Below are 17,382 nucleotides of genomic sequence, written 5' to 3' on the forward strand. Positions count from 1 at the left end.
TCCCCCGGGGAATCGAGTGCCAAGCTGGCCCGGGGCCACCGGAAACAGGCTGTGACCTCCGCGTGGGATTTTGAGCCCACCCCTCGGTGCGAGCCGTCAGCCAGCCCCCAGTCACTTCGCGCGCCACCTCGCGGGCCCTCCACACACAAGAGCGCCCGCTCGCTCGTCCGCACCCACCCGGACTCCTGGTGGCGCCTCAGTGCAGCCACCGGTGTGGCGCCGGGGCCCTGCGCCCGGCGGTCTTTTCTTCCGTCTCCACCCGGGCGCGAGCGGTCAGAATTTCAGCCAACCTCGCCAGGGGGGCAAAGCCAGACAAACGGTGCAGCTCTTGCTGCGAGACCTGGCCCAACCACGCGCCGTCCCGCCCGTCCACGACGGGGAGCACGTGCACGCCGTGGCGGTGCATGACCTGGAGCGCCGAGAGCACGGTGTCCTCGGGGAACAGCGTCACGGCATGTGAAACAAGCAAGTCGAACTCGGAGCTGCGGCACATCGACACGGAGGCCTCCGGAAGGCAGGCGCCAGGCGCGGATGAAACATCCCGTAGCAAGGGCCTTGCCGGGCCTCGCCCAGGATTTGTTCGCTGACACACAACCCCGGACGGTGGCTCACCGATAATCCCCCTGGCGCAGCGTCCCCCCTTCGATGCGTCCCAGTGGAGACCCTCCGATGAGCATCAAGTCCCTCCCCTCCTCCACGTCTTCCGCCGCAGCGCGTCGTACCCCCGAGTCCAAGCCCACGCAGCAGGCGGAGGCGAACAAGCCCAGCCTGCTCGAGCGGATGGGCGAGGGCGTGCGCCACGTCGCGAGCGAGGCGAACCGCCTGGTGGACCGCTTCGAGGCGAAGCTGCCCAAGCTGTCCCAGCTGGGCCTGCCCTCGCTCGGGGGCGCCAAGGACACGCCGTGGGCGGGCATCACACTCACCGGCAAGCCGCTCCAGATTCCGCTCGGGAAGCTGCTGGATGTGAACCTGGACGACCTGCGCAAGGTGCTCGAGCGCGTCGTCCCGCCGAAAATCGACGACAAGCAGGGCAAGCAGCTGGCGGCACAGACCCAGGGATTCCGGGACACCCTGGGGCAGGTGCGCTCGCTGGCGGCGCAGCTGGAGATGTTGCCCGCCTCGCATCCGCGCCACGCGCAGGTGAAGGCCGCGCTGGAGAAGGCGGAAGGGGAGCTGACGCGGACGACGGGCTACACCCGCGCCACCGCGCCGCGCCCCGGCTCGCTGTGGATGGACCCGCAGTTCCTGGCGAAGGAGCTGCCCAACGGCCAGCTCCACGCCAGCAAGTTCCCCACGGGGACGCCCGTGACGAAGCCGCCCTCCGCCATGAGCGTGGTGGCCGGCAACGACGCGGCGAAGGCCGCCGAGTACACCGCGTCGGTCGCCCAGAACCGCGCGGCGGCGGGCATGCCGGTGAAGGGCGGCGAGCCCATGGGCGTGCACCTGAGCCTGGAAGGCGGCGGCGGCAAGGGCAAGCGCTACGCGGCCATGTTCGCGGAGATGCGCGACCTGGGGGTGGTGCCGGTGAGCCTGACGGGCACGTCCGCGGGCTCCATCGCCGCCGCGTTCGCCGCGACGGGCGCCACGCCGAAGCAGATCGAGGACGTGGCCAAGGACCCGCGCCTGGGCAAGCTGTATGACTTCGACCTGGACATGAAGGACGGCGGCCTGCTCAACGGCGAGGCCGCGTACCAGCTCTTCGACCAGAAGCTGCGCGAGCTGACCGGCATCACCGACCGGCCCGTCACCTTCGCCGACCTCAAGGTGCCGCTGCAGCTGGTGGCCGCCAAGGCCTACGACAGCGCGGTGCCCAACGGCGGATTCAAGAGCGCGCAGGACCGCGTCTTCGTCTTCAGCCAGGAGACGACGCCGGACACGCCCGTGGCGCTCGCCATGCGCGCCTCCATGGCCATCCCGGGCGTCTTCGAGCCCGTGCAGATGGTCGACCCCGTCACCGGCCGGCAGATGCACCTGGTGGACGGCGGCACGCTGGACAACATGCCCATGGGCTACAACAAGAACGACCTGCCGCAGATTGGCGCGTCGCTCCAGGGCCGCGGCGGCACGCACCCGTCCAACGGCCAGGCCCAGCCCAAGCCCCTGCCCACCGGCCAGCTCGACACGGACGACGTGCTCTGGAACGGCTTCAACGGCCTGTCCCTGCTCAAGCAGAACGCCACCGAGGCCCAGGACTGGCGCGACAAGGCGAAGCCCGGCGCCAACCAGTTCATGGTCAGCCTGCCGACGTGGAACCTGGACAATCCCAAGCAGGGCAACAGCGTGCTGGGCTTCGGCTACGACGCGAAGGTGGACCCCACCCTGGACAAGCAGACCCGCCAGGTGACGCGCGACTTCCTGCGCGAGTTCATGGACGACATGAAGGTCCCCGGCTCGCGCGGCACCAACATGGTGACGCAGGTGCCCAAGGACCTGCGCTTCAACGAGACGGTGGACATCCGCGGCGAGAAGTTCCAGGTGAGCTACGACGGCGGAGACACCGTCACCGCCACCGCGCCCAATGGCAGACGCACCGAGGTCCGCCTGGGCCAGAAACAAATCGAATCCATCTGGCTGGATGGACAGACGTACCACGACTTCGGCTCGCAGCTGTCTCACGTCCTCAGCGACGTGCGCAGCGTGCGCCCCTCGTGGTTCCCTTTCTGATTTCGGACGGTTCGCGTGGGCGAATCACGCTCGCGCTGAAACATTGAACCCCCAGACACCTTCACGCACCCGGGGCGCCTTGAGGCGCACCCGGGCGCTGTCGTTACGGTGTTTCACGTTCATCCCCCTGGGAGGTTTCGATGCAAGCGGAGCGAGGGCGGGCCTGGGTGCCCTGGCTGGTGACGGTGCTGGTGGTGCTGCTCGCGGGCGGCGTGCTGTATCTGGCGCACCGAGGCTCGGCGCAGGCACAGGCGCAGGCCGAGGAGGCGCGCAAGGCGGCGGACGAGGCCACCGCGCGCACCCGTGACGCGGAGGCGGCGCGCAAGCAGGCGGAGGAGAAGCTGGCGGCGCTGGAGACGGAGCACGCGAAGCTGACCACCGAGAAGCAGCAGCTCACGACGGAGAAGGACCAGCTGTCCCAGACGGTGCAGGAGCAGGAGGCGGAGCTGGCCAAGCTCAAGGCCACCTACGACGACCTCCAGGACAAGATGAAGGCGGAGATCGCCGAGGGCGCCATCAAGCTGTCGCAGGCGCAAGGCCGCATCCAGGTGGACCTGGTGGACAAGGTGCTCTTCGACTCCGGCGACGCGAGCATCAGCAAGCGCGGCCAGGAGGTCCTCAAGCGCCTGGGCGGCGTGCTGGCCAAGGTGGATGACAAGTCCATCCAGGTGTCGGGGCACACGGATGACTCGCCGCCGTCGCAGAAGCTCCAGGCCACCTTCCCCACCAACTGGGAGCTGTCCGTGGCGCGCGCCGTCAACGTGGTGCGCTTCCTCCAGGAGCAGGGCGGCGTGCCGTCCCGCAGGATGATCGCCGCGGGCTACGGCGAGACGCGCCCCATCTCCGCCAACGCCACCCCGCAGGGGCGCGCCCGCAACCGGCGCATCGAGGTCCTCCTCATCCCGGACCTCAAGGCCGCGAAGACTCCGGCGAAGACCGCCCGGAGCCAGCGCTGACGCGAAAGCCGGCTACTTCTTCTTCACGGACTCCAGCATCTTGCGGAAGGCCTTCTCCGAGGCCGCGACCGTCTTCTCCGGGCCGGTCAGCTTGAAGAAGATGGCGCCCTCGGAGCCTTCGACGATGGCGCCCAGCAGGCGGTAGCCGGGCTTCGGGGTGGACGGGCCCATCATGGGCCCGCCGCCCATGTACGTGCCCTTCACGTCCACCGTCGTCACGGGCATCCCGTTGAGCTTCTCCGACTTCGTCTTGGCCACGCCGTCCACCGGCTTGCCGTCCGCCGTCTGGAACTGGCCCAGCCACCGCTTCACGTTGGCGTCCACCGCGCCGCCCTGGCCCGGGCCGAAGTAGAACACCGCCAACTCGCCCCCTTCCGTGTCCCCCTTCGCCGCGGGCAGCTTGTACGTCGCCGCGCGCATCGGCCGAGCCCCCTGCGCCGCCCACTCCGAAGGCGCCGTCCACGTCAGCCCGCCCGCCTCCGGCGCCGCCGTCCCCTGCGCCGCGGACTCCTGCGCCGCGGGCCGCGTCGGACTGTTCGCGGACGCCCCCATCGACATGCACATCACCAGCACACTCAGCAGTCGGTTCATCCGCCCAGCGTAGCGGCGATTGCGTGCTGCGCAGTGTGTCAAAGACAGTCGGTCCCACCGAGCCATACGCCGATGCATGACTGACACGACGCGTCAAGTCCCATCGCTTTCGGCCAACCCTCGGACGTGGTACGCCACCCGACTGTCACCTAGTCCTGTAGTCCAATCTTGGACTCGGAGGGGGTTGTATCCATGAGAAAGGCGTTGTTCCTCGGGGCCCTAGCCTTGGGCGCGGTAGCGTGTGATCCAGACATCAAGCAGGACCCGGCGCCGGGCGCGGCCGACGTGGGACTGGCGGAGTTCGACCCGTCCGCGACGCCTGCCATCGTCCCCTCTCCGAACGACCTGGCCATCGGGAAGCTCCCGGATGGCACCAACATCGTCCAGGCGCCCATCAACCCCAGCGCGCCCGCCGCGGAGCAGGAGTTCACGCGTGAGTATCTCAACACGCTGAACGGCTTCCCCACGTCGGTCATCGCGACGACGCTGGTGAAGGACCTGGACCCGGCGACGGTCAACGCCGACACGGTGAAGTTCATCGACGTGTACGAAGACGTGCCGGTGCTGGCGCGTCCGGCCACGCCGCGCTTCGGCTATCGCGAGGAGACGGGCCACATCACCGTCATCCCCCCGCAGCCGCAGGGCTGGCCCAAGGGCGGCCGCTACGCGGTGGCCATCATCGGCGGCGCGAACGGCGTGAAGACGAAGTCGGGCAAGCCCGTCATCGCCTCCGCCACGTGGGCCTTCGCCAGCTCGCGCAACCCGCTGGTCACCTGTGACGACCTGACGGCGTCCAACTGCGCGCCGACCACGGAGCTCATCCCGTCCATCAAGACGGACCCGGCCGAGCGCCTCGCGGACCAGACCCGCAGCGCGCTGCGCCTGGAGCAGCTGCGCCGCGGCTACTCGCCCATCCTGGACAAGATGGCCGCGAAGTTCAGCGTCAACCGCGACGACATCGTGGTGGCGTGGACCTTCACCATCATGAGCCGGCCGGAGGCGACGTTCGACATCACGAGCGAGACGCGCATCGTCCCGTTCCCCAACGACCTGCTGCGCGACGCGAAGGCGGGCAAGCTGACCCTGCCGGTTCCGCCCGAGCCGCCCCTGCTGCGCAACTTCATCTCCGACCTGAACAACAACGTGGACGGCTGGTCCACGACGGCGCCCATCATCACGGAGAACAGCGCCACCCGCGGCGTCATCGACAATGACCTCCAGCTGGACATGAACACCGTCCGGTTGGGCAAGGAGCTCCTGTTCCTCAAGCTCACGCCCGGCGGCGCCCAGCCCCAGGTCAAGGTCTGCCTCAACTGCGCGTCCAGCCCGAAGGCGGACGGCACGCCGGCGACCAACGCGCCCCAGCAGCTCCAGATCGTCCCCGAGCTCCCGCTGGACCCGGGCTCCCAGTACGCCGTGGTCCTGCTGCGTGGCCCCAAGGAGCTCAAGAACGCGCAGCCCGTGTTCCCCACGGCCAGCCAGGCCCTGCTGCGCCTGAAGAACCCGGTCTTCGCCAACGGCAAGAGCCAGGTCTCCGCGGTGCCCGACACCAGCGCGCCCACGCTCGAGGCCGCCCGCGCGGCCATGGCGCCTCTCTACGACATGCTCGAGGCCCGGCTGAACATCAAGCGCCAGGACGTGCTGATGGCGTGGACCTTCACCACCCAGAGCACGCGCACCAAGCTGGCCCAGCTCAACGCCGCGCCCGCCGCCAGCGACACCTCCGACAAGCCGCTGTACCTGGTGGACCAGACCACCAACCTCGCCGCGCTCATGACGGCCAACGGCCTGGATGGCACGCACATCGGCCACTGGCTGGTGGGCGGCTACAAGTCGCCCTTCTACCTGGATGACGCGACGGGCGCGTACAACTCGGCCCGCGCCAAGCACGAGGACCACATCCCGTTCTGGATGTTCCTGCCCTCGCAGGCGCCGGACGCGAATGGCTACAAGACCGTCGTCTTCGGACACGGCCTGACGGGCAACCGCACCAACGTGCTCGCCATCGCCAACAAGCTCAACGAGGCGGGCTACGCGGTCGTCGCCATCGACACCGTCTACCACGGCGAGCGCACGAGCTGCGCGGGCATCACCCCGCAGTCCGGCCTGGGCGCCATCGACTCTCCGGACAAGGCCTGCGCCACGGGCAGCACCTGCGACGTGACGCCCAACAGCGCCACCTTCGGCCGCTGCGTGGCTCCGGCCGCCGCCAACGCCTGTGACCCGGCTGGCAACGGTGACCTGACCTGTAGCGCCGCGGGTCAAGGCGTGTGCCTCGACACCGGCAAGTGCGAGGGTGGCGATTTCCGTCGTGGCACGACCGGCGCTCCGGTTGTCTCCGGCTGGAACTTCCTCAACCTGGGCAGCCTGGGCGCGACGCGCGACAACTTCCGCCACCACGTGGTGGACTTCGCGCAGCTCACCCGCGTGCTGGCCAGCGACGACCTGCGCACGCGCATCGGCGCCATCGCCGGTGGCCGCACCATCAACGCCGCCACGGTGGACTACGTGGGCCAGAGCCTGGGTGGCATGCAGGGCGTCCTGTCCGCGTCCGTCTCCGAGCGCACCCGCCGCACCGCGCTCAACGTCCCGGGTGGCGACCTGGTGGACATCCTCCTGACCGCGCAGGACCCGACCCTCTCCGCTCAGCGCGCGGGCTTCATGCAGCTGCTGGGCAGCCTGGGCCGCGCTCCTGGCACGCCGGGCTTCGACGAGTTCATCGTCCTGGCTCGCACCGCGCTGGATGGCGCCGCCGCGCGCAACTACGGCTGGTACCTGGAGAACTCCGACAAGGCCCCGGCCGAGCGCGACGCGTTCATCCAGTACATCAAGGGCGACATGGTGATTCCGAACCCTGTCACCGAGGGCCTCATCGCCTCCGCGAACCGCAACAGCACGAAGACGGTGCAGAGCTACATGGTGACCATCGACCCGCTGCCGGCCGAGTACCGCCATGCGTTCCTGCTCATCAGCGTCCCGCCCGCGCATCCGCAGTACGCGTTCATGAAGAGCGTGCGTGACACGGCGCAAGACCAGGTCGTCTCGTTCCTCAAGACGGGCACCGCTGTCGCTCCGTAACCGAACGGCCAGGACTCAAGGGAATGACTCACATGAAGAAGACACTCTCCCTCGTAGCGCTGCTGGCCGCGGGTTCGTCCCAGGCGGCGGGCTTCCAGATCAACACGCACAGCGCCCGCTCCACGGGCATGGGCAACGCGGCGGCCGCGTGGCTGGAGGACTCCTCCGCCATCTACTCGAACGCCGCGAACATCCTCGGTGTGAACAAGCTGGACGTGACGGTGGGCGACACCGGCATCCTCCCCGGCATCAAGTTCACCCCGGTGGGCGGCGCCGAGCAGGGCCAGAAGACGACGCTGTCGCCTCCGCCGCACCTGTTCATCGCCTACAAGCCCTTCGACAAGTTCGCGGTGGGCCTGGGCGTGTACACGCCGTTCGGCGCGAACAGCCGCTGGGTGGATGACTTCGTGGGCCGCTTCAAGGCCCAGGAGTCGGCCATGGCCATCTACAACATCAACCCCACCGCCGCGTACCAGCTCCACGAGCGGTTCCGCATCGGTGGCGGTGTGAACATCTACCGCGGCACGCTGGAGCTCAAGCGCGCGCTGGGCTTCGTCGAGAGCGAAGGCCAGGTGCACCTGGGCGGCTCCTCCTGGGGCGTCGGCTACAACGTCGGCGTGCAGGCCATCGTGGTGCCCAAGCTCGTCACCATGGGCCTGCACTACCGCAGCTCCGCGGACCTGACCTTCAAGGGCAACGCGGACTTCCAGAACGTGCCCGCGGAGTTCCAGGCGCGTCTGCCGGACGGCCGCGTGGAGGGTGACGTCACCCTGCCCGCGACGGTGGCGTGGGGTCTTGCCTTCACCCCGATGGACAACCTGACGCTGGCGTTCGACGCCAACTGGGTGGACTGGTCCTCGTTCCAGGAGCTCGCCATCGAGTTCCCGGACAACCCGGCCATCAACAACCCCCTGCCCAAGCGCTGGCGCGCGAAGTGGAACTACCACCTGGGCGGTGAGTACGGCGTGACGCCGAACCTCCAGGTTCGCGCCGGCCTCATCTACGACCCGGCTCCGGGTCCGCACGGCACGCTGACGCCGGACCTCCCGGACGCGGACCGCTTCGGCGTCTCCGTGGGCGCGGGCTACCGCTGGAACTCGCTGCGCGCGGACTTCGGCTACCAGTTCGTCTCGCTGGCCGACAACGCGAGCTACGCGCCGGGCATCTCCGGCACGTACAACGGCTCCGCGCACGTGTTCGGCCTGACGCTGGGCTACTCGATGTAATCCGCTGACACCTCCGGCCCCGCACTCCTGCGGGGCCGCCGAGGTCCCACGCCCGGGTCTCCCCTCGAGGGGGCCCGGGCGTTGTCATTCCGGGAGCAGGCTTCAGACGCGCAGGTCTCCGTCGTGCAGCACGCGGCCGGAGGCCAGCACCCGCGCCGAGCGCTGCAGCCGCTCCGTGCCCATGCGCATCAGCTGGCCCTTGAGGCCGGGCTGGCTGAGCAGGTGCCGCTCGAAGGCGTCGCGAGGCAGCCGCAGCACCACGCCCTTCACGTCCGCGCGCACCGTGGCGGACACCGGCTTGTCGAGCAGCAGGGAGATTTCGCCGAACACGTCCCCCTCGCGCAGCTCCACCAGCGCCATGCGCCGTCCATCCGGGTGCTCCAGCCACGGAGTGCACTTGCCTCGCAGCAGCACGTAGAACGCGTCCCCGCGCTGGCCCTGCGCCAGCAGCACCTCGTCGGGCGCGACGGCGCGCAGGTGGAAGTCGCGGGAGAGGGCCGCCTTCTGCTCCGGCGTGAGGCGGCTGAGCAGCGGGTTGGAGCGCAGCAGGTTGTCCACCAGGCGCCGCCGGTAGAAGTCCTCCAGCACCTGCCCCACCCGGGGCTGCCGCGCCTTCACCGACTCCAGCCCCGCGCGCGTCAGCTCCAGCAACACCGCGCGCTCGGCGGTGACGACGCTCGCGAGCCGAGGGCCCTCCGACACCAGCGCCAGCTCCCCGAAGCAGTCTCCGGGAGACACCGTGCCCACCACGCCCCGCGTCCCATCCTCCAGCGCCCGCGCCACCTCCGCGCGCCCCTCCACCAGCGCGAACATGGACGCCCCGGGCTCACCCTCCTCCACCACCGACTTGCCCGGCGCGAAGACCCGCGCCGACAGCACCTCCACCAGCGCGACGAAGTCCTCCCGCCCCAGTCGGGAGAAGAGCGGCACCGGCCCCTCCGACGAGGTGGGCTCCAGCGACAGCGCGAAGCGCTCCGCCAGCGCGCGCGTGCAGCGGGCCCTGGCCTCGGAGGGAGCCCCCACCCGGCCCAATGCCACACAGGCGGTCACCGCACGCAGCAGGTTCCCCTCTTTCGCCCACGCGCTCGAGGCCAGGGCATAGGCGGCCGAGGACTCCCCCTTCCGCCCCAGCTCCTCCAGCAGCTCCGCCACGCGCTGACAGGCGTCCGCGTCCTCGGGGTGGGCCTGCAAGAGGTTCCGGTACTCCGCCAGCGCATCCTCCAGCCGCCCCTGACGCGCGAGCTGACGGGCCCGCTCCCTACCCACGACGCGCATGTCCATCATGGACTCATTCTCTCCACCCAGGTCTCGAAGACGACTCGCCGCATCGAGGGGCTCTACGGGAAGGCTCGGGGGGAAGCGTGCCGTGCTTGAGCCAGGGTTCGAGCTTCTCGGCTGCCAATCTCTTACGGGCGGGCGCCTTCGGGCGCATGCCCCATTCGGCGGGGGGCCGCTCCGCCGTCAGGTACCGGACGAGAGCCAACGCCACTCCAATCCCAGACACGCCTTGCCCGGTGCCCTGAAGCCCGCCGCCACGGCTACGCGCTCAACGCGCGCACCCGCTCCGCCAGGTTGTGTGTGAACAACCGGTAGATGCGCAGGGCCGCGGCCTCGTGCGTGGCAAGATAGTGCTGGAAGTCCGCGCGCGTCACCCGCAACGCCCTCACGGAGGAACATGAGCGCACATGCGCGGACGTGGGCCCGTCCAGGATGAGAGAGATTTCCCCCAGCCACGTCCCCGGCCCCAAGGTGTTGAGAAGTCGTGCATCCGGTCCTGGACCACTCGCCACATCCACCGAGCCCTCCAACAACACCAGGAGCCCCGTGCCCTGCGCGCCCTTCTCCAGCACGGTGGTGTCCGCGGGGATGACCACCTGGTGCGCCATGCGGAACAAATCCTTCAAGTCCTCTAGCGCCAGCTCCGCGAAGATGGGAATGGCCTTGAGGTACTCATATCCATCCGGTGCCGGACTCGTCCGCTCCGCCACCGGAGGCGGGGCTTCCACCGACGCGACGGCCGACGCGGACACCAGCGCCTGCGAGGCCCCGCTCAAATCCAGATGCCGCAGCAGGCGCAGGTGCTCCGCCTTGAGCACCTCGTCCTCCCGGGCCACCGAGGACTCCTGCCGCGCGTCCGCCAGCAACACCAGCGCCCGCCAGGACTCCCCCTGCTCGTCGAGCAGCGCGCACATGCGCAGCACCGCCTCGCGGCGCCGGGGATGCTCGGGAGGCACGCCCCGGAGCGCCTCCAGCTCCGCGTGGGCATAACCCAGCGCGTGGTACACCTCCGCCGCCTCCAGGGGGCGCTGCAGGCGTGTCAGGCATTGCGCCATGGACTCGCGGGCATCCAGCGCGCGGTACAACTCCAGCGCCCGCTCCAGCGCGCCCGCCCGCTCGAAGGCCGCGGACGCACGGGCGATGTCCCCCGCGCGCAGCCAGGCCTCGGCGGCGAGCATCAGCGCGCCTGCTTGCTCGTGCAGCGCCGCGGCGTCCGCGTCCGCGCCCTGCGCTTCCAGGAGCCGGGCCGCGCCCGCGAAGTCCCTGGCGCGGCGCAACACATCCACCAGCGCCGAGCGCGCCTGCGCTGGCACGTTCACGGATTCTTCCAGCACGCGCTCTCGTTGCACTGGAGACAAGTCCTCGTAGGCCCGCACCGCGACATCCACCGCAGCCTGCATCACCGCCTCCCACACCACGCGGACAGGGCCCGCCACGAGCGAACCCCGCCCCCTGGCGCCCTCTTTCAAGAGGAGGTTGGACACCTCAGCGGCCCCCGCCATGTCGTGCTCCCCCCTGCCACAAGTCTCCCGAGTCCGTACCAGACCCGCCGCCAGGAGGCGAGCCCCCCGCACGCCCTCCCCGCTCGGGAAATGGTGGATGCAAAACCTTCCATTCCTGCCCGAAGAATCGCGTGGGATAGGGTGGCAAAGCGCCACACCTGAATTCGCCACCGCGTCCGCTATATGTGGGCGGGCCGAACGTTAACGTGCGCGATGGGCCGACATCCTCCCTCGGAGCCCGAGACATGACGCCTCGCCACCTGCACCGCTGGAGCCGGGTGCTTCCCCTGCTGGCCCTCTGCGCCGGGAGTACGGCCCTGGCTCACGCGGGTCTGCCGGAGACCTCCAACGTCACCCTCCGGCGAGGCCACCCGGAGGATATCTTCCTGGGGGCGACCTTCGGCGCGGTGATTTCGCGCGACGCCGGCAAGACGTTCCGGTGGATATGCGCGGACGCCATCGGCTACGGCGGCTGGACGCCCACCTCCTACCTGTGGAGGGAGGCGGGCGACATCCTCACCGCCACCGGCAGCGCGCTCCTGCGCTCCCCCGACGGCGGCTGCTCCTGGTCCGCCCACCCCTTCTTCAAGGACACCTGGGTCTCCGCCATGGCGGCCCACCCCACGGATGACCGCATCCTGTATGTCGTCACCGCGAGACATGGGAAACCCAATGGCGTCTACCGCTCCCAGGATGGTGGGGAGACGTGGGCCCCCTCGCCCCTGATGCGGCCAGGCCTGCTGCTCAACGCGGTGCGCGTGTCCCCAGCCAATCCCCGCCGCGTCTACGTGAGCGGCAAGGAGGAGAACCGGCTGCTGCTCCTGCGCAGCGACGACGCGGGAGAGACGTGGACGGAGACAGTCCACCCGCTGCCGGAGCTGCAGCTGCCCTATGACCTGCTCGTCGAAGCCGCGGACCCGGCGTCGGCGGACGTCGTGTGGGCCCGCGTGTCCGCGCAGGGCTCCACCTTCCTGCTGCGCAGCGACGACGCGGGCCAGACGCTCACGACGGTGTCGAAGATTGACGACGTCTTCATCAACATGGAGCTGTCCGCCGACGGCAAGACGACGTGGGTGGGCACCCTCAACCACTTCTTCAAGGGCCCCTCCACCGGCCCCCTGGCGATGCGCTCGCTGCCCACGGGCAACGCGTGTGTGCTGCGCGACGGCGACACGCTCTACGCCTGCGGCTCCACCTGGCTGCATGACTGGGCGCTCGCGCGCAGCACCGATGAAGGCGACACCTGGACGCACCTCTTCGGCCTCTACGAAATCCAGGGCGCGCACCACTGCCCCACGGGCACCCCCGTCCGCAACGTGTGCCCGGGTCGCTGGCCGCAGCTCGCCGAGCAGCTCGGCGCCCCGCTCTATCCCGAGGAGCCTCCTCCCGACGACGGTGGCACCCTCCCCGACGCGGGGACTCCCGACGCGGGAGCTCCCGACTCAGGCTCCTCCTCCGACGCAGGCACCCAGCCCGAGCCCCCTCCTCCGCCCAAGAGCTCCAGCGGCTGCGGCGCGATGGGAGGGAACATTGTACCGCTGTTGCTGTTGCTACTCCCCCTCACCCTGCTGCGCCGAGGCCCCCGGCGCCAGAACCAGGAAAGGTCCCCCTGATGCGGCTCTCTCGAAATCTCCTCTGGACCACTTCCGCGGCCACCCTGCTCTGCCTGACCGCCGCGTGCGGCGACGACAAGCCCGAGTCCACCTGCGGCGAGCCCCTCTACGGCGGTGACGCCACCGACGAAGCGTGGCGCGCGCTGGTGGACGCGGAGGCTCGCGCGACGCCGAACGCGGAGGTCGCCCGGCTCACCTCCCCCGAGAGCGGCGCGTCCTACGACGCCAGCGCCGCGCCTCCGCGCTGGGCCTGGAGCTCCACGCTGGCCAGCGCGCAGCCTCGTCCCGCGCCGCCGAGCGCCTTCGACACCGCGCGCACGATGCTGGCCCACGTGGGCGAGTGGATTCTGCCCACCGCCCATGCCCACCTGCCTCCGTTCACCGGGGACATCTACTGGGTGCGTGTGACGGTCCCCGGGCGCACGTGCCCGGTGGAGATGCTCACCTCGAACCTTGACTGGCAGCTCGACGCGGCCACCTGGGACACGCTCAAGGCCAGCGCGGGGCAGGAGCTGAGCGTGCAGGTCATCAGCGCGTACCTGCTCCAGAACCGCATCACCGAAGGCCCCTACCGCCTGCCCCAGCCCGTCACCGTCCGCGTCCAGAAGGGGACCCCATGAGGCGCTCCCGTGTCTGGCTTTCCGCGCTGGGGCTGCTGCTCGCCTCCTGCGGCGAGGACTCGAACCCCTTCGATGGGGTGAAGCCGCCGGACGGCCTTCAGTACGCGCATCCAGACCCCTGGGCGGCGGGCGTGGGGGTTCCCCCTCCGGGCCCCGGAGGCCGCGTCATCATCACCAACAGCATGGATGACACCGTCAGCCTGCTGGAGCTGGACGGCGCGACGAAGCCCGGCTGGAAGGAGGTGGCGCGGGTGCCGGTGGGCCTCAACCCCGTGGAGCTGGAGGGCCCCCACCACACCGCCGTGTCACCGGATGGCAAACACTACTACGTAGGCATCTCCAACTACGTGCCCGGCGGCGGCTCCGGTCCCCACGGCGCACACGGCACGGGGGCCGACGACGGCTACTGCCTCAAGATGGATGCGAGCACCCACCGCCTGGTGGGCTCGGTGCGCGTGGACCCCAACCCCGGGGACGTCATCGTCAGTCGGGACGGCAACACGCTGTACCAGACGCACTTCGACACGCTGAAGATCACCGAGGTCGCTCGCCGCGGCGGCACCCAGGAGGAGATGTTCGCGCGCATGGCGGTCATCGACGCGAAGACGATGACTCGCAAGTCCATGGTGACGGTGTGCCCCGCGCCGCACGCCGTGCGCCTGTCTCCGGACGAGCGCACCGCCTACGTCGCGTGCTGGTCCGACGAGGTCGCCATCGTCGACCTCACCACGCCCACGGAGAAGCCCACGCGCGTCAAGGTCTCCGCCAGCGCGGGCACCGCCGTGACACCTCGGCACCAGCCCTACGCGCTGACGATGTCGCCCACCACGGGCGATGTCTGGGTCAGCTCCATGGCCAGCCGCGAGCTCCAGTTGCTCGACGCGAAGACGCGCGCCATGAACCCCGCGCGGACGATTCGCCTCCCCGGCGCGCCCATGTTCGGCGACTTCAGCGCGGACGGGAAGACGCTCTACATGCCCGTGCAGGGCGTGGAGTCCCTGCACGTCATCGACGCGGACACCGGCGCCATCCGAAGCGAGCTGGAGCTGGCGGACGCGGGCTGCCTCAACGTGCACCAGGCGCACCTGACGCCGGACGGCACCCACGCGCTCGTCGTCTGCGAAGGAGACCGGCTGAGCCCCGGCACGTTGCACTCGGTGAACCTGGCCCAGGGCACGGTGGTGAATACCGTGCGCGTGGGCATCTTCCCGGACTCGGTGAACATCCTCGGAGGTCAGCGATGAAGGGCGCGCTCTGGAAGGTCCTGCCGTCGCTGGTGCTGCTCGCGCTGACGTCCGCTTGTGGTGACGACGAGAAGCCTCCGACGGCGGTGGAGTACGGCAAGCTGTTGTTCAACGACGCGCGGCTGTCGGAGAGCCAGTTCAACAGCTTCACCTGCGCGACGTGCCACGCGACCACCCCCACGCCGCAAGGCGGACGGATGGACTCCGGCTACACGCTGTACAACGTCGTGGGCCGGGACACCTGGTGGGGCGGCTACGAGACGAACCTGCTGGACGCGGTGAACTTCTGCTACGTCAGCTTCATGCGCGGCGTGCAGAAGCTGCCCGCGGACTCACCGCAGAGCCGCGCGCTGTACGAGTACCTCGCGAGCATCAGCCCGGACGCGAAGTCCCCCGCCCTGCCCTATACCGTGGTGAAGGACGTGCGCGACGTGCCTCGGGGCGGCGCGGAGCGTGGACGCGCCGTGTATCAAGCCGCGTGTCAGGAGTGTCACGGCGAGACGCACACCGGGAAGGGACGACTGACGGAGCTGGCCTCCATCCTCCCCGAGGTGACACGCGACTACGACACGACCTTCCCGGGAGTCCCGCATTCCCTGGTCATCATCGAGAAAGTGCGGCACGGCCAGTTCTTCGGCATCGGCGGAAACATGCCCGCGTACAGCCTGGAAGCACTCTCGAACGAGGACTTGGGGGCGCTGCTCACGTACCTCGGCCTGTAGTAGGAAGCGCGCATGGGGTTTTGGAAGAAGCTCTTTGGTGGTGGGAAGGACGACGCGGGCTCGAAGGAAGTGGTGAGCCCGCGTGAGTATCTGCTTCGCGAGGTGGAGGCCGCGCTGGCCGAAGACCCCTCGGTCGAAGAAGTGGGACGCCTGAAGGACGACTACGGCCTGCACTTCACGAGGGACGGCGAGTCCGTCCAGACGTTCCTCGACAACCTCTTCGCGGAGACCCGCGAGCTGTCCCCCGAGCAGCGCTCACAGGTCATCCGCCGCTTCCTCGGCGCCTTCGCGAAGACGAGTGACCGGCAGCCCACGTGGGAAGAGGTGCAGTCCCAATTGCTGCCCGTGGTGCGCGCGGCCGCGTTCGGCGTGATGGCACCTCCGGCGGACTCGCCCACGCGCACGCTGGTGGCGCGCCACACCCTCCCGTTCCTGCGCGAGCTGCTGGTGGTGGATCAGCCCGACGCGTCCATGTATGTGCAGTACGAACACCTGAACGAGTGGGGCGTCTCCGAGGAGGAGGCCTTCGTCACCGCCTTCGCCAACCTCGCGAGCATCCGGGACGTGGGCGTGGACCTCCAGGAGGAGCGGCCCAGTCCCATCTGGTCCGTCGACTCGGAGGACTCGTATGAGACGTCGCGGCTGCTGCTGCCGGGCTTCCTCGCGTCCTTCGCGGGCCGCGTGTCGGGGCGCCCCATCGCCGTCATCCCCACGCGCTCCACGCTGGTCATCGCCGGAGACCAGGACGCCGCCACGGTGAGCCGGCTGTGCGAGCTGGGCGAGCGCGAGTTCGACGCCAGCGCGCGCAGCATCTCCCCCGCGCTCTACACCGTGGACGACGCGGGCCGCGTGGTGCCCTACCGCAGGCCCGGCCAGGACGCGCTCGCGCTGCGCATCCGCCGCACGCACGTGCGCCTGGCCATGGGTGAGTACACCGCCCAGAAGGAGTTCCTGGACGAGCAGCACGAGGCGAAGGAGGTGGACCTGTTCGTCGCCAGCTACGGCGCGCTGGTCCGCGAGAAGGACGAGTCGCCGCTGTCCTGGTGCAGTTGGAGCGATGACGTGGACGCGCTCCTGCCGGAGACGGACGTCGTCGTCCTGGCCCTGGGCGAGGAGGACCTCGTCCCCGTGCCCTTCTCCGTCGTGCAGCGCCTGGCCCCTGGTTGCCTCACGCGGGTGCCGGAGCTGTGGCCGGTGCGCTACCGCACCACGGCGTGGCCCCAGCCGAAGGTGCTCGAGCAGCTGCGCGCGGCGGCCGTGGACATCTCGACGTACGAAGTTCCCTGACCTTCTCGGAGCGGACGATGCTCGCGTGCTTGGACGTGGACTACCGCTCGGAGGTCACCGTCGCCGCCTGTGTCGTGTTCCGCGACTGGACGGACGCCGCCGAGGCCGCGCACCACGTGGAGCGCGGACCTCCGGCCGAGTCCTATGAGCCGGGGCAGTTCTACCGCCGGGAGCTGCCCCACCTGCTGAAGGTGCTGGCCCGGGTGCCCGAGACACTGGAGGCCATCGTCGTGGATGGCTATGTGTGGCTGGGTGAGGAGAAGCCCGGCCTGGGCGCCCACCTGTACGAGGCCCTGGGCCGCGCGGTGCCCGTCATCGGTGTGGCGAAGACGGCCTTCCACTCCAGCAACAACGCCGTCCCCGTGCTGCGAGGCCAGAGCCAGCGCCCCCTCTTCGTCACCGCCGTGGGCCTGAGCCCCACCGCCGCCGCGGCGCACATCCAGCGCATGCACGGCGACGCGCGCAGGCCCACGCTGCTGGGCCGCGTGGACCGGCTGTGCCGCGAGGCGTGACGGACTTGTATCCCTGACACATCTGTCATGTCCGCCCAGGGCGACGCACCCCGCCCCGGGCCGCGCCTCCTCGGAGAAAGTCAGACACA

The 17,382-nt window shown here is 69.8% G+C and carries 14 protein-coding genes; 10 read left to right on the plus strand and 4 right to left on the minus strand.

Annotated features, from left to right (window positions below):
* Positions 1 to 196: 196 nt before the first annotated feature.
* Positions 197 to 493 carry a CBS domain-containing protein gene (locus tag MYSTI_RS37880; protein ID WP_015353158.1) on the minus strand — a complete coding sequence of 99 codons (297 nt, stop codon included), beginning with the start codon at positions 491 to 493 and terminating at the stop codon, positions 197 to 199.
* 176 nt (positions 494 to 669) lie between these two features.
* Here MYSTI_RS37880 and MYSTI_RS37885 point away from each other — a divergent pair, with 176 nt between their 5' ends.
* Together MYSTI_RS37885 and MYSTI_RS45485 are read left to right on the plus strand one after the other, a co-directional pair.
* Complete coding sequence (locus MYSTI_RS37885) at positions 670 to 2,664, plus strand: patatin-like phospholipase family protein (protein WP_015353159.1); 1,995 nt, start codon at positions 670 to 672, stop codon at positions 2,662 to 2,664.
* Between the two features lie 140 nt (positions 2,665 to 2,804).
* The gene (locus MYSTI_RS45485) at positions 2,805 to 3,620 is read left to right on the plus strand and encodes an OmpA/MotB family protein (RefSeq protein WP_015353160.1); all 816 of its coding nucleotides are present in this window, start codon (positions 2,805 to 2,807) and stop codon (positions 3,618 to 3,620) included.
* Between the two features lie 12 nt (positions 3,621 to 3,632).
* Here MYSTI_RS45485 and MYSTI_RS37895 read toward each other — a convergent pair whose 3' ends face one another.
* Positions 3,633 to 4,211, minus strand: coding sequence for a hypothetical protein (locus tag MYSTI_RS37895; protein ID WP_015353161.1), 579 nt, complete (start codon positions 4,209 to 4,211; stop codon positions 3,633 to 3,635).
* Positions 4,212 to 4,403: 192 nt separating this feature from the next.
* On the opposite strand from MYSTI_RS37895, the gene MYSTI_RS37900 reads away from it, so the two are divergent.
* Both MYSTI_RS37900 and MYSTI_RS37905 read left to right on the plus strand, forming a co-directional pair.
* On the plus strand, positions 4,404 to 7,289 hold the full coding sequence (locus MYSTI_RS37900; protein ID WP_015353162.1) for a lipoprotein: 2,886 nt from the start codon (positions 4,404 to 4,406) through the stop codon (positions 7,287 to 7,289).
* A gap of 32 nt (positions 7,290 to 7,321) precedes the next feature.
* Positions 7,322 to 8,515, plus strand: coding sequence for an OmpP1/FadL family transporter (locus MYSTI_RS37905; protein WP_044282581.1), 1,194 nt, complete (start codon positions 7,322 to 7,324; stop codon positions 8,513 to 8,515).
* A gap of 102 nt (positions 8,516 to 8,617) precedes the next feature.
* Here the strand turns inward: MYSTI_RS37905 and MYSTI_RS37910 are convergent, their stop codons facing one another.
* Both MYSTI_RS37910 and MYSTI_RS37915 read right to left on the minus strand, forming a co-directional pair.
* Entirely contained in the window at positions 8,618 to 9,799 is a 1,182-nt protein-coding gene (locus tag MYSTI_RS37910; protein WP_015353164.1) for a cyclic nucleotide-binding domain-containing protein, read from the minus strand.
* Between the two features lie 254 nt (positions 9,800 to 10,053).
* Positions 10,054 to 11,295 (minus strand): cyclic nucleotide-binding domain-containing protein, encoded by a 1,242-nt coding sequence (locus tag MYSTI_RS37915; protein WP_015353165.1) that lies wholly within the window; start codon positions 11,293 to 11,295, stop codon positions 10,054 to 10,056.
* 245 nt (positions 11,296 to 11,540) lie between these two features.
* Between MYSTI_RS37915 and MYSTI_RS37920 the strand changes: the two genes are divergently transcribed.
* From MYSTI_RS37920 to MYSTI_RS37945, 6 genes are read left to right on the plus strand one after another with little or no spacing between them, the layout of a single operon-like run.
* Positions 11,541 to 12,908 (plus strand): WD40/YVTN/BNR-like repeat-containing protein, encoded by a 1,368-nt coding sequence (locus tag MYSTI_RS37920; protein ID WP_015353166.1) that lies wholly within the window; start codon positions 11,541 to 11,543, stop codon positions 12,906 to 12,908.
* Entirely contained in the window at positions 12,908 to 13,528 is a 621-nt protein-coding gene (locus MYSTI_RS37925; protein WP_015353167.1) for a hypothetical protein, read from the plus strand. The genes MYSTI_RS37920 and MYSTI_RS37925 overlap by 1 nt, the downstream gene beginning before the upstream one ends.
* Complete coding sequence (locus MYSTI_RS37930; RefSeq protein WP_015353168.1) at positions 13,525 to 14,772, plus strand: YncE family protein; 1,248 nt, start codon at positions 13,525 to 13,527, stop codon at positions 14,770 to 14,772. Before MYSTI_RS37925 ends, MYSTI_RS37930 begins: the two co-directional genes overlap by 4 nt.
* Positions 14,769 to 15,494, plus strand: a complete 726-nt coding sequence (locus MYSTI_RS37935; RefSeq protein ID WP_015353169.1) for a c-type cytochrome — start codon at positions 14,769 to 14,771, stop codon at positions 15,492 to 15,494. Before MYSTI_RS37930 ends, MYSTI_RS37935 begins: the two co-directional genes overlap by 4 nt.
* 12 nt (positions 15,495 to 15,506) lie before the next feature.
* On the plus strand, positions 15,507 to 16,781 hold the full coding sequence (locus MYSTI_RS37940) for a DUF1444 family protein (protein WP_015353170.1): 1,275 nt from the start codon (positions 15,507 to 15,509) through the stop codon (positions 16,779 to 16,781).
* Positions 16,709 to 17,293: an endonuclease V gene (locus MYSTI_RS37945; protein WP_267881043.1), complete on the plus strand. Its 585-nt coding sequence runs from the start codon at positions 16,709 to 16,711 to the stop codon at positions 17,291 to 17,293. The genes MYSTI_RS37940 and MYSTI_RS37945 overlap by 73 nt, the downstream gene beginning before the upstream one ends.
* Positions 17,294 to 17,382: the final 89 nt, after the last annotated feature.

Source organism: Myxococcus stipitatus DSM 14675, assembly GCF_000331735.1.
GTDB lineage: Bacteria > Myxococcota > Myxococcia > Myxococcales > Myxococcaceae > Myxococcus > Myxococcus stipitatus.

Coding starts and splice junctions, on each gene's coding strand:
- MYSTI_RS37895 (WP_015353161.1), bottom strand. CDS start 4,211: ATGAACCGACTGCTGAGTGTGCTGGTGATGTGCATGTCGATGGGGGCG.
- MYSTI_RS45485 (WP_015353160.1), top strand. CDS start 2,805: ATGCAAGCGGAGCGAGGGCGGGCCTGGGTGCCCTGGCTGGTGACGGTG.
- MYSTI_RS37935 (WP_015353169.1), top strand. CDS start 14,769: ATGAAGGGCGCGCTCTGGAAGGTCCTGCCGTCGCTGGTGCTGCTCGCG.
- MYSTI_RS37900 (WP_015353162.1), top strand. CDS start 4,404: ATGAGAAAGGCGTTGTTCCTCGGGGCCCTAGCCTTGGGCGCGGTAGCG.
- MYSTI_RS37930 (WP_015353168.1), top strand. CDS start 13,525: ATGAGGCGCTCCCGTGTCTGGCTTTCCGCGCTGGGGCTGCTGCTCGCC.
- MYSTI_RS37920 (WP_015353166.1), top strand. CDS start 11,541: ATGACGCCTCGCCACCTGCACCGCTGGAGCCGGGTGCTTCCCCTGCTG.
- MYSTI_RS37880 (WP_015353158.1), bottom strand. CDS start 493: ATGTGCCGCAGCTCCGAGTTCGACTTGCTTGTTTCACATGCCGTGACG.
- MYSTI_RS37885 (WP_015353159.1), top strand. CDS start 670: ATGAGCATCAAGTCCCTCCCCTCCTCCACGTCTTCCGCCGCAGCGCGT.
- MYSTI_RS37910 (WP_015353164.1), bottom strand. CDS start 9,799: ATGATGGACATGCGCGTCGTGGGTAGGGAGCGGGCCCGTCAGCTCGCG.
- MYSTI_RS37915 (WP_015353165.1), bottom strand. CDS start 11,295: ATGGCGGGGGCCGCTGAGGTGTCCAACCTCCTCTTGAAAGAGGGCGCC.
- MYSTI_RS37905 (WP_044282581.1), top strand. CDS start 7,322: ATGAAGAAGACACTCTCCCTCGTAGCGCTGCTGGCCGCGGGTTCGTCC.
- MYSTI_RS37925 (WP_015353167.1), top strand. CDS start 12,908: ATGCGGCTCTCTCGAAATCTCCTCTGGACCACTTCCGCGGCCACCCTG.
- MYSTI_RS37940 (WP_015353170.1), top strand. CDS start 15,507: ATGGGGTTTTGGAAGAAGCTCTTTGGTGGTGGGAAGGACGACGCGGGC.